The 11,441-nt window shown below is 62.3% G+C and carries 11 protein-coding genes; 5 read left to right on the top strand and 6 right to left on the bottom strand.

The window, feature by feature from the left end:
• Nucleotides 1-267: hypothetical protein (locus C9427_RS34410; RefSeq protein ID WP_208636350.1), on the top strand; the 267-nt coding region annotated here is incomplete at its 5' end.
• 18 nt (nucleotides 268-285) lie between these two features.
• The gene (locus tag C9427_RS06295; protein ID WP_107648275.1) at nucleotides 286-1,266 is read left to right on the top strand and encodes an MBL fold metallo-hydrolase; all 981 of its coding nucleotides are present in this window, start codon (nucleotides 286-288) and stop codon (nucleotides 1,264-1,266) included.
• 195 nt (nucleotides 1,267-1,461) lie between these two features.
• Here C9427_RS06295 and C9427_RS06290 read toward each other — a convergent pair whose 3' ends face one another.
• The 3 genes from C9427_RS06290 to C9427_RS06280 are packed head-to-tail and all read right to left on the bottom strand — an operon-like array spanning nucleotide 1,462 to nucleotide 4,357.
• A complete protein-coding gene (locus tag C9427_RS06290; RefSeq protein ID WP_107648274.1) occupies nucleotides 1,462-2,385 on the bottom strand; it encodes a DUF6492 family protein in 924 nt (307 codons plus the stop codon).
• On the bottom strand, nucleotides 2,382-3,188 hold the full coding sequence (locus C9427_RS06285) for a WecB/TagA/CpsF family glycosyltransferase (protein WP_107648273.1): 807 nt from the start codon (nucleotides 3,186-3,188) through the stop codon (nucleotides 2,382-2,384). Before C9427_RS06285 ends, C9427_RS06290 begins: the two co-directional genes overlap by 4 nt.
• Entirely contained in the window at nucleotides 3,185-4,357 is a 1,173-nt protein-coding gene (locus C9427_RS06280; RefSeq protein WP_107648272.1) for a glycosyltransferase, read from the bottom strand. The genes C9427_RS06285 and C9427_RS06280 overlap by 4 nt, the downstream gene beginning before the upstream one ends.
• A gap of 173 nt (nucleotides 4,358-4,530) precedes the next feature.
• Between C9427_RS06280 and C9427_RS06275 the strand changes: the two genes are divergently transcribed.
• The 3 genes from C9427_RS06275 to proC all read left to right on the top strand — a co-directional run bounded on the left by C9427_RS06275 (nucleotide 4,531) and on the right by proC (nucleotide 7,742).
• Nucleotides 4,531-5,529, top strand: coding sequence for a glycosyltransferase family 2 protein (locus tag C9427_RS06275; RefSeq protein ID WP_107648271.1), 999 nt, complete (start codon nucleotides 4,531-4,533; stop codon nucleotides 5,527-5,529).
• Nucleotides 5,498-6,817 (top strand): O-antigen ligase family protein, encoded by a 1,320-nt coding sequence (locus C9427_RS06270; RefSeq protein ID WP_107648270.1) that lies wholly within the window; start codon nucleotides 5,498-5,500, stop codon nucleotides 6,815-6,817. The genes C9427_RS06275 and C9427_RS06270 overlap by 32 nt, the downstream gene beginning before the upstream one ends.
• Before the next feature lie 109 nt (nucleotides 6,818-6,926).
• Nucleotides 6,927-7,742: a pyrroline-5-carboxylate reductase gene (gene proC / locus C9427_RS06265; protein ID WP_107648279.1), complete on the top strand. Its 816-nt coding sequence runs from the start codon at nucleotides 6,927-6,929 to the stop codon at nucleotides 7,740-7,742.
• Nucleotides 7,743-7,811: 69 nt separating this feature from the next.
• Here the strand turns inward: proC and C9427_RS06260 are convergent, their stop codons facing one another.
• The 3 genes from C9427_RS06260 to C9427_RS06250 form a co-directional block, all read right to left on the bottom strand.
• Entirely contained in the window at nucleotides 7,812-8,261 is a 450-nt protein-coding gene (locus tag C9427_RS06260; protein ID WP_107648278.1) for a universal stress protein, read from the bottom strand.
• A gap of 112 nt (nucleotides 8,262-8,373) precedes the next feature.
• Nucleotides 8,374-9,708 (bottom strand): NAD(P)H-dependent oxidoreductase, encoded by a 1,335-nt coding sequence (locus C9427_RS06255; protein WP_107648269.1) that lies wholly within the window; start codon nucleotides 9,706-9,708, stop codon nucleotides 8,374-8,376.
• Nucleotides 9,709-9,882: 174 nt separating this feature from the next.
• Nucleotides 9,883-11,277: a multicopper oxidase family protein gene (locus tag C9427_RS06250; protein ID WP_107648277.1), complete on the bottom strand. Its 1,395-nt coding sequence runs from the start codon at nucleotides 11,275-11,277 to the stop codon at nucleotides 9,883-9,885.
• Nucleotides 11,278-11,441 lie beyond the last annotated feature (164 nt).

The raw sequence follows: 11,441 nt of genomic DNA, 5'->3' as shown, positions 1-11,441 counted from the left end.
TGCGATGCGCAGACCGGCGAAGGCGATCTAGGGTCAAACTCGATCAGCTGGCCGCTGCCGATCGCTGAGATGGGTGGAGAGGAAGGCAACCTAAAAATCATCCCTTCGCGTCCGATTGGCGGACTACACTACATCTCCGAAATCGCCGGAGTCGGATCCGAGCCAAATGGTTGCCGCTTTTGCTTGAAAGACCTTCATGATCTTCGGCGTAGACGCGGGACAGAAGGTTGTTCCCTAGTGAGCTGTTTGGACGCCCGCAAGCAGTAGACTCTATGGGAGAAACTGATGAAACGCTTCGGCCTGTATCTCGTCGCGCTTTTCGTGTCGCTCGCCATTACCCCGGCTTATTCCCAGGATGGCCGTTTGAAGGTGACGTTGCTCGGCACAGGTGGCCCGGAATATTTCCCCGATAGGCTCGGCATTTCAACGCTTGTTGAGGCCGGCGGCCAAAAGCTTCTGTTCGACGTTGGCCGGGGGACAAACCAGCGCCTGTACGAAAGTCGCATCAATCCGAAGGACATCACTCATATTTTCATCACACACCTTCACAATGATCACATCGAAGGTTTGCCCGACCTTTGGATGACTCCTTGGTTTCTCCTCGGCCGAGATCACGGATTCGAGTTGTGGGGACCAGAGGACAGCGAACAGATGGTTGAGGGCATGCGAATGATGTTCGCACATGACCTTGATAGAAGGGTCAACAAGTTCAATCCGATAGAGAACCTGCAAATCAACGTGCATCCGCTGAATGACGGAGTGGTATTCGACGACAGCGGCATCAAGGTCACGGCGTTTCCTGTCGAGCACCACGACGGGAACCCCGCGTACGGCTTTCGCGTAGACTACGCCGGACGCAGCGTCGTCATGTCGGGAGACACGACGCTTAACGAAAATGTCGTGAAACACGGCACCAATGCCGATCTGATCATTCACAACGTCATCGCGTTCAGCGAGCGGCTCAGTCAGTTGCCGGAGATGCAGGGCGTGTTAGCGAAGCTGACCACACCGGAACAGGCCGCCGAGGTCTTCTCGCGGGCTTCTCCGAAGTTGGCCGTCTATTCGCATATCGTCACCAAGGAACTTCACGGCGCTAAGGGACTGGAGGAGATCATCGCGCGTACCCGTGCCGCAGGCTACGACGGGCCGCTCACGTTGGGCGCGGACAGGATGGTTATCGAGATCGGCGACAGCGTCGAGATATTGCCGCCTCAACCCTTGGACGATCTGCCAAACCTGGATAGCAAGGGGCAGGTGTTTCCTTGACAAATCATTTGGGATTCCACGGCGCCATAGGGAAGGTACTGAAGAGTGCTCCTCTGAGGGATTTTGGGGATTGCGGCTGTTGCGTGTCTCGTCTGGTAAGTTCTGCGCAATTTTAAGTTGCACAGAACGACCCTGACAAAGGTCCAGATTGGATCGAACCCGGTCGTCCAGAGTGATTGGGTTTTGACCCCGGGACTAACCGAGCCCTATCAGCCGGCGGATACGGCCGACATCGGTGCCGATGAAGGACTGCATGCCGATGGCCACCTGTTCCGGCGCCATGGCGGCGACGAAGCGGCGGAACTCGTCGTCCGACAGCGCTTCGCCCGTCCAGTGGACGCGGCAGAACTCCTCCGAACCGTGGAAATGGCCGGCGCCCTCCAGCACGTCGTCGACATAGCGGCCGTAGATCATGCATTCGGAGAATTTTCGCGCTGAGCCTACGACCTCGACCCAGTTGCGGCCGTGGACCTTCTCGATCCGGGCGCACATGGCCGTCACGGTTTCGCGGCGCCAGGCGATCAGCGTCGAAATGTAGTCGTGCCTCGAAACCCTGGATGCGTCGATGCCGAGCGTGAGACCCGCATTGCGCGACCAGATGCGATGCTCCTCGTGGCCTTCGCCGGCAAGCACCTCGTCGCGGCGGAACAGGCGCACCTTGCCGTCGCGCCAGAAGGCACTTGTGTCGAAAGGCTTGAGGAAGGCCACGTCGGAATCGCAGAAGATCAGCACGTCTTCGCGCGCATGCGCCGCTATCGCGATGCGGCGAAGCTGCTGCACATGCCAGCCCCGCAGCGGCATCGTCTTCAAGCTGAGCCAGATGCGCCGGCGAAACAGGCTGAGCGGATCATCGAACGCGCGCAGCCAGTGCGGCAGGAGATCCCGCTCGTCGACAATGGTGCGGCGGCTGTTCTCCAGCTGGCGAAACAACGCCACGTCGCGATGCTCGACAAGGATGTAGTGATGCGCCACGCCGGAGACGTGGCTGTCGAGGGTTTCGCACAACAGGCGGCAACGTTCGAAGTCCGGCGCGTAGCTGGCCGTCACGACCGCCGCCGCCGGCGTCTGGCGAAGGGAATCGTGCGCTATGTCGGCGCTGGGCACGAACCGGCTGTTCAATGGCCTGCTCCGGGACCCGCTCCAGCAGGTTCAGGCTTGCCAAACAATTTCTGACGCATGACGCGCAACAGGAACACAGGATTGCCGACGACGTAGCGGCGCCAGAGACGGCCCGGTTCGATCCACAGCCGAAACAGCCATTCGAGCCTGAGCCGGCGCATCCAAAGCGGCGCCCGCGGCACCGTGCCGCTCAGGAAATCGAGCAGCGCGCCGACGGCGATCGGCAATGTGCAGTGACGCGCATCGATGTGGCGGGCGATCCACAATTCCTGACGCGGCACGCCCATGGCGACGAGCAGCACGTCCGGCCGCAATCGAGCGATACGATCGATGATTTCAGGCTCTTCGGCTGGCGGGAAATAGCCGTCGTGAATGACGACGAAACGGTGCTGCACCGCCAATGCGGCCAGTCTGGTCGATGCAGCCTCGGCGTTGACGCGCGTTGCGCCGAGCAGCCCGACGGTGAGCGGCCTGGTCGATGCCCGCAGGAAGGCCGGGACGAAATCGGTGCCGTTGAGATTGTCGGGAAACGGCGCGCCGTAGAGCAGTTTCGCCGCCATGTCGACGCCGACGCCATCGGGCAGGATCAAGAAATCGTCCAACGCTTCGGCGAAGACCGGATCCACACTGGCGATGTTGGCGTTATGGGCATTGAGAAAACTTATCTTGGTGAAGCGCCGCTCCGCGATCAGCCGTGTCAGCAGGGCGATCGCGTCGTCCCAACGGATGGCGAGGACCGATATGCCCAGGATCGTCTTCAGACTGTCGACCCCAAAGGCGGCCTGGGCAGCATGCATGTTCACGCAAACGCCTCCTGCCTGACGGGGTTGAGCTTCTCCAGGCCAAACCTGATCGCGGCATCGAGCGCTTTCACCTGCCGGCGATGGAAGGCGCTGCCATCGACATCCCTGACATCGGCGGCCGCAGCTTCGAGCGCGGCGGCAAAGGCAAGCGGATCATCGGTGACGACGCAATTGTCCGGACGGTGGCCGATGCCGCGCAACGAATGGCTGGTGGCAACGGATGGCAGGCCGAGCTCGAAGGTCTCGATGGTCTTGAGCTGGACGCCGCTGCCGGACGTGCTGATCAGCGGGATGACGGCGGCGGCGCGCACGAAAGCCTGCGCGTCGGGCACACGTCCGACGAATTCGACGCCCGGATGTTTCGAGCCAACGCCCGAGGGCACGTTGCCGGCGATCCTGATGCGAAAATTCCGCCTGAGATGCGGCACGACTTTTTCCAGGAACCAGTCTAGGCCGATGCGATTCGGCTGCCAGGTCCAGGTGCCGATCAGCGCCGCGTCGCAGTCGATGCGGCGCGGGTTCCTTTGCTTCGGCGCCTCACTGAACGTCACCAGAGGCAGCACTGCCGAGCGGTCGTCGGAAGCTACGCCGAGTGCCGCGCGATCTTCCTCGGCCAGGGTGAAGACGAAGCGCGCACGGCGGCAGAGCCGTTCTTCGACTGCCTCGAGCAGCTTCGCCTCGCGGCGAAACAACAGACGCTGGAAAAGACCGCCAGCGGCCGCGGCGTTCTCCTGCGCCGAACGATGCTCGACATTGTGGGCGACGAAGATCGACGGCCGATCGTCGAACAGCCTTTCGAAGGCGCCGGCGAACTGCACCGAATTCAGGACGTAGCCGTCGAAGGGGCCGGCGCGCTCTATGGCGGCGCGGACCTCGCTGTCGGAAACGACACGCAACTTGACCGACGCGAAAGTGAGGCCGGAAAGCATCGCCCTTGCAACCCAGGCGAGCTTCCGCAGCGACGACGCACTTTCGGTGCGGACATCGACGGCGCCGAGCACAATGGTGTTTTGCGGATCGCTCACCGGCTTGCCCGGCCAGGTGAAGCCGATCACCGTGACGCGCGCGCCGGCGCGCCGCAAAGCAGCGATGATGACAGCGGTGGCGATCTCATAGCCCGAGGCAAGAGCACCGTCGGGCACGATCGATGTGGCGAACAGCAGATGCATCTCACCTATCCTGTCCGATGCAGCTAGCAAAGCGCGGTGAAGCGTTGATTAAACGGCAACAATCGAGGGTTGAAGCTCACAGGTTTTGCCCGCCCTTCCACGAAAGGTGATTAACGAAACGTTATCATCGCGATGCTATCGAGGGCCAAACTCACCTTCTGGGCTGGACACGGATGATCCCTTCGCCATCGGACGGTTCGGTATCGATCGCGGGGCGGTCTCCGAAGCTTGCCGCGGAGGCCGTCGAGGCCGTCGTCACGCTGCCGACCTTCAAGCGGCCGCGGCAGTTGCTGGCGACGCTGGCATCGCTCAAGGCCCAGGAAACCGGCAGACGCTTCGCCGTAATCGTCATGGAAAACGAGGCCGAGGTTCGCGCGGGCGCCAAGGCGGCGCTGCCGCTGTTTGAGCGCGGCGAGATACCAGGCATGGTGATCGTCGCGCATGAGCGTGGCAATTGCAGCGCCTACAATGCCGGCTGGCAGACGGCGATCCTGCATTTCCCTGCTTTCAGGCACCTCCTCGTCATCGACGACGACGAGATCGCCGATCCGCAGTGGCTGGAGCGCATGTGCAAGGCGGCCGAGACGCTTCGAGCCGACATTGTCGGCGGCCCGCAAATACCTGACTTTGCCGAGGCGGCCCATGCGAGATGGGCTACGCATCCGGTCTTTGCGCCACCCTACCGGGAAACCGGGCGTGTGCCCGCGCTCTACTCGTCGGGCAATCTCCTGGTGGGCCGCAACGTGCTCACCGCTATGGGCCCGCCCTTCCTCGACCTGAAGTTCAACTTCATGGGCGGCGGCGATTCCGATTTCCTGAGCCGTGCTGCGCACAAGGGTTTCGTGCTCGGCTGGTGCGCCGAGGGACAAGTGCATGAAACCGTTCCGGCCCGGCGCGTCGAGGCCGACTGGATCCGCGCCCGCAGCCTGCGCAACGGCGTCATCTCGACACTGGTCGAGAAGAAGAAGCGGGCGGGCACGCCGTTCGCCGGCACCAAGGTCTTCCTGAAGAGCCTGGCGCTGCTTGCCGCCTCGCCGTTTCGCGGCGCCGTCATGCTAGCGCAGACGGGATCGTTGGCGATTGCCTTTTATCCCGTCCAGGTAGCGCTCGGCCGCGTGCTTGCCGAATTCGGATATGCCAATGAGCAGTACCGGCAGCCTGAGAAGAACTGATCGCGCGCCGCTCAGCGCTGCCTTCACGCGCGACGGCGTCGCCACGGCGATCGCCGCGCTGCTGTTCACCGTCATCCTGGTATCGTTCCGGCCGTTCCAGCCGGCCGGCGCCGAATTGACCGGCAACGGCGGCGACATCGTCAACCAGCTCGGCTTCGGCTCGCTTGGCGCGATCTCGATCTTCTCGCTGATGGCATTCGCGGACCCACGCGTGGTGCGTTCGCTGCTCAGCCCGTCCTGGCTGTTGATGCTGGGTTTCTTCATGCTGTCGGTGGTGATGGCGACCGACCCGCCATCGGCGATGCGCGCCGCCTTCTTCACGCTGATCGGCATCTTGACGATGGCGACGATCCTGGCGCTTCCGCGCGATGCCGACGCCTTCTCGAAAGTCATCATCTTCACCATCGTCGTCGTCATGGGGCTCTCCTACATCGGACTCATCGTCTTTCCGCACGAGGCCCTGCACACCGCCGATTCGCAGGAGCCCGAACATGCAGGCCTGTGGCGCGGCGTCTTCACCCACAAGAACATCGCAGGGCCGATCATGGCCTGCTTCAGCTTCGCCGGCCTGTATCTCTACCGGCGCGGGCAGCGGCTGTGGGGCACAGCAATCTTTTGCGCGGCGATGTTCTTCATGTTCCACACGGGTTCGAAGACGACCGCCGGACTGGTGCCTTTTTCAATCCTGATCGTCGTGTTGCCGAGCCTCATCGGCATGCGGCTCGGCACACCGATCCTGTTTGGTCTTGCGATCATCGCCACGGCGGTGGGCACGCTCGGCATCGTCTTCCTGCCGCCGGTGAAACATCTGGCGTCGATCTACTTCCCGGACCTGACCTTTACCGGACGCACGACGCTGTGGGAGTTCGCCGGCGACATGCTGGCGAAGCGGCCATGGACCGGTTATGGCTATGAGAGCTTCTGGGGCACGCCGCTGCTCCTGAACCAGGACCAACCCTTCGACCGGCCCTGGGATATCAGAACCATCGTGCACGGCCATAACGGCTATCTCGACATCGCCGTGCTGATGGGCATTCCTGCGCTGTGCGTGGCGGTCTACACTTTCCTGATCGCGCCGCTGCGCGACTACATGCGCATTCCCTTGCGCAAGGAGAACATCTATCTCGGCGACTTCTTCATGATGGTGGTGCTGTTCACCGCCTTGAACGCCTTCCTCGAAAGCTTCTTCTTCCATCGCGCCGACCCGGTGTGGATGTTTTTCGTCTTTGGCGTGCTGGGGCTCAGGCAAGTGTCGCTGCGGCCGCTCGCGGTTCGTCACCAGTCCTGATTCGCCCCAATCGAAGGGCTTTCCCGCATCGTCGCGAGCGTCTATGGAGAGCCGCTCCTTTCAGGAACCGGATCCGGTTTCCGGGATCATTATCCAGCGGAGGGTTTCCATGACGATCAGGCTTGTTCTCGCCGGCTGCGGCAATATGGGCTACGCCATGCTGTCTGGCTGGCTGAAATCCGGCAAGCTGGCACCGGCGGCGGTTTTCGTGGTCGAACCCAATGCCGAATTGCGCAAGCGCGCCGAAGCGCTGGGCTGCGGCGCGGCGGCGGACGCCGGCGGCATTCCGGCGGATGCAGTGCCGGCGCTTGTCGTCATTGCCGTGAAACCGCAAGTGATCCGCGATGTGACCGCCGCCTACAAGCGTTTTGACGACGGCCGCACCACCTTCGTCAGTATCGCCGCCGGAACCCCGGTCGCCACTTTCGAGGCGATATTGGGCAATCGCGCGCCGATCATCCGCTGCATGCCCAACACGCCTGCTGCGATCGGCAAGGGCATGATGGTGGTGTTTTCCAACAGGCTTGTTGCCGACGATACAAAGCGTTTCGTCGCCGACCTGCTTTCGGCGAGCGGCGAGGTGGCCGACATCGACGACGAAAGCCTGATGGATGCCGTGACGGCCGTGTCCGGATCCGGCCCGGCCTACGTCTTCCATTTCATTGAGGCACTGACCGTGGCCGCCGAAAAAGCCGGGCTGCCGTCGGCAACCGCCAGGCTGCTTGCCATGCAGACGGTCCATGGCGCCGCCTCGCTCGCCGCCGAAAGCGGCGAGGAGCCGGGCGTGCTGCGCCAGCAGGTGACCAGCCCGAACGGCACCACGGCCGCAGCACTTGCGGTGCTGATGGGCGAGGAGCGGCTGGCAAATCTGCTTACCGAAGCAGTGGAAGCGGCGCGGCTTAGGTCGATCGAACTGGGGAAGTAGCCGACCGGATTCCATGTTGCTTTCCGGCGGCCACATTGAACGATCGGGCACTGCGCCCGCCGGTATCCCCTATTTCACGACAAGCACCGCGATGGGCGAGTGCGCCAACACCTCGGCTGTCTGGCTACCAAGTAAAACCCGCTCGACGCCGCGACGCCCATGTGACGCCATTACGATGAGATCGCAGGCCTTCTCTGCGGCGACCTGCAAGATGGCACTGGCGGCTCGTGAGTTTGGGACCTGGATTGTTTCGACAGCGACGCCTCTGGCGCCGGCAGATTCTATTATCTTCGAGAAGATCTGATCAGCGAACTGCTTCTGCGCAGCATCGAAATCGTGCATTTCCTCCGCTGAAGGTACCCAGCCAGCACCGATCGCCAGCCCCGCCAGCGGGTAGGCGTCGGTAGCGATGACGGCAGTAGTCCTGACGCCCAGGGCTTTGGCCAAATCAAGACCTTGCTCCACGCCCTTTTGAGCGAGTTCCGAGCCATCCGTCGGAATGAGAATATGCCTGTACATTATGCTCTCCATTGTCGAAGGCATTTACTCTCCAGCAGGAAGCGGAGGCAATAGCCACGGCGAGCCAAAACTGAGAAGCAATAGGCGGTGAGCGGAGGAGCCAGCAGGGATGCTAAGAGTTGGCCGACGTTGCTCCCGTGCCGTACAGCATTTCATCCTGCAGCCGGCGCAACGCGAACAGCCTGGTCGTCCTGTCGGACGCGGCATTATCCGCCGTCAGCAATTCGCCCTTCCTGACCGGTTTCAGCACCTTGCCGCCTTCGAGCAGGCCAACGGGCACAGCGCGATTGGCGCGGGCTTCTTCGACGGTCATGGTCCAGGAGCGGTAGCAGGTCTCGCCGATCGCATCGAACGTCTCTCCGGTGGCGAGATCGCGCTTGGCCACGGCGCAGACCTCGGCAACCGGTCTCGGCAGCGGCACCATGTCCGCCTTGCCATAGAGCGCTATGCGGGCGGCGGTCAGCGGCACTTCCAGCGAGGTCAAATGATACGGCCGGAAGAAACTGTAATAGGGGCCGTGGCCGATATGCAGGTCGTCCATGCGCTCGATGATGCGCGGATGCGTCGCCTCGACGATGACGAAGACGCCGGGCGCCACGCCCTTGCCGATCGTGTAGTCGACGACGCCCTTCCTCGACAGGATGCCGCCATCGGCGCGCGGGATGAGCACCTTGGCCAGTTCATCGCGGTCGGCCTTGGGGCCGTGCATGCCGGCGATGTCGGGCACCAGCCCGGTGGCGTTGGCGATGGCGCACATTTCGACCATGGTTTTCGAGCCGTCGACGAACTCGACCAGCATGCGCGGGTTCATGTTGCGGCGCAGCGCTTCCTCACGATAATCGTCGGGCACGGCGTCGTGGTTGAGCGGATTGTTCTTGCCCTTGCCGGCCGAGACAATGGTGTAGCCGAGTGCCGCGGCGAACTCGATCAGTTCCATGCAACTCGACGGCTCGTCGCCGGCGCCGACCGAATAGACGACACCGAGCCGGTCGGCCTGCTGCTTCAAATAGCAGCCGATGGTGACGTCGGCCTCGACATTCATCATCACCAGATGCTTGCCGTGCTCCATGGCCTTCAGGTCGAAATCGGCGGCGACGCCAGGTTTTCCCGTAGCGTCGATGACGACGTCGATCAGCGGATTGGTGACCAGCATCTCGTTCGAGGTGATGGCGATTTTGCCGCTCTCGATCGCCTCGCTGACTTTCGAAGTGGTGTCCGCTTCGACGGCCATCGCCTCGTCGCCATAGGCGATGCGGATTGCCTCGCGGGCGGTGTGCGGGCGCCGCGTCGAAATGGCCGAGATCGAAATGCCCGGCATCAGCATGCCTTGGGTCACCAGATCGGTGCCCATTTCGCCCGAGCCGATGACGCCGATGCGCACCGGGCGGCCTTCACCGGCGCGCTTGGCGAGATCACGGGCAAGTCCCGTCAGGGCGACATTGGTCATGCGCAGGCGTCCATGCTTTTTGATTTGCAGGCGGCAATAGCAGGGAATGGTCCCTGTTTGCCAACAAAACAGGCTGATGGCGGCAATTTCTCGCCGATCAATGAAATGCCCAAACAGCTCGCCCCATCCAACCCCTTGAGTCCTTGAAGCCAATGCTGCTGGCCGGGCGAGGCTTCAAACCACTCTGAAATAGCTCGTCATTCCCGATTTCTGGTGCTCGATGATATGGCAGTGCAGCAGCCAGTCGCCGGGATTGTCGGCCATGAAACCGAGCTGAACCTTCTCGTTGGGCTGGATAAGATAGGTGTCGGAAATCATCGGCTGAACCTGACGCGTCGAGGACGACAGCACCTTGAAGCTCATGCCATGCAAATGCATCGGATGGGATTGCGGCGTCAGGTTTTCCATGTCGATGACATAGCTTCCGCCGAGCTTCAATTCTGCCAATGGCGCGGTTGGATCCGGCGTATCGCCTGACCACGGCACCTTGTTGATGGCCCAGAAGCTGTAGCCGAGCGAACCGCAGATGCTGTCGCTCGGGATGTTTTCCGCCGTGGCGCTGAGCGCCAGTGAAATATGCCTGGCCGCGGTGAGGTCCACCTCTTGCACCGCATTGACCTCCAGGGGGGCAAGGTCGCGAAGGTCCCGTTTGAGAGAGCTTCCAACCGCATGCAATGTCGCCAGCACCTTGGGTTTGGTGCCCCTGACGTCCCGCAGGCTCACGATTGCCCCTTCTTCTTCGGGCATGCGTATGGCGAGTTCGATGCGCTGGCCAGGTCCAAGCAGCAAGGCATCGGGTGCAAAGCGCTGCGGCACGGGATTGCCGTCAAGCGCTATGACTGCCGCCTCGCCGCCCTCGACCAGAAAGGCATAAATCCGCGTGACGTCGGTGATGGCGGCCCTGAGCCGCACCAGCCCTCCGGCCGGCGCGTCATACTGCGGCTGATCCTGCCAATTGGCGGTGCGCACCGTGCCGTAGGTGCCGGTTTTCGCGGCATCGCGCGGCCGGAACTGGTCGATGAACTGACCGTCGTCGCCGAGCCGCCAGTCGCGCAGATTTATCACGACCTCGGAATCGAATTTGGGATCGCCCGGATTCTCGACCACGATCACGCCTGTCAGGCCGTGGCCCATCTGGGTCAGCGTATTGCAATGCGGATGATACCAGAACGTGCCGGCGTCGGGCGGGGTGAAGGCGTAATCGAAATGATCGCCGGTATAGACATAGGGCTGGACCAGAAATGGGACGCCATCCATCTTGTTTGGAACGCGAACGCCGTGCCAGTGGATCGTCGTCGGGTCGTCGATGGCGTTGACGAGGCGCGCGGCGAAGGGCTCGCCTTTTTTCATCCTGAGCACTGGAGGCATCCCTGCGTTGCCATAAGTCAGCACATCCCTGGTCTGGCCGACATCCATCAGCTTCGCCTGGATCCTGGCTGTCTGCAGCATCACCGGCTCGGGCTTGGCCGCGGCCCAGCCGGCAAACTTGCCCATAGTGGAGAGCCCGATCCCACTCGCTCCGGCAATCGCCGCAGTTTTCAAAAGCCCGCGGCGTGTGAGTACGGTCATGATGGGCTCCAGCGTGAAAGACAACTGCCGTGGGAATCGCCGCCTTGTATCGTGAGCGGGCAACCAGGGCCAATGCCGATATTGGCACATCGCATCTCGATGATGCCATTGCGACCAGATGACATTTGCTTGCGGGGGTGGTCAGTGGCTTGGGTGCAGTCGGC

The sequence above is a fragment of the Mesorhizobium helmanticense genome (assembly GCF_003034915.1).
Lineage (GTDB): Bacteria > Pseudomonadota > Alphaproteobacteria > Rhizobiales > Rhizobiaceae > Mesorhizobium > Mesorhizobium helmanticense.
This window is presented reverse-complemented; position numbering and strand designations above follow the sequence as displayed.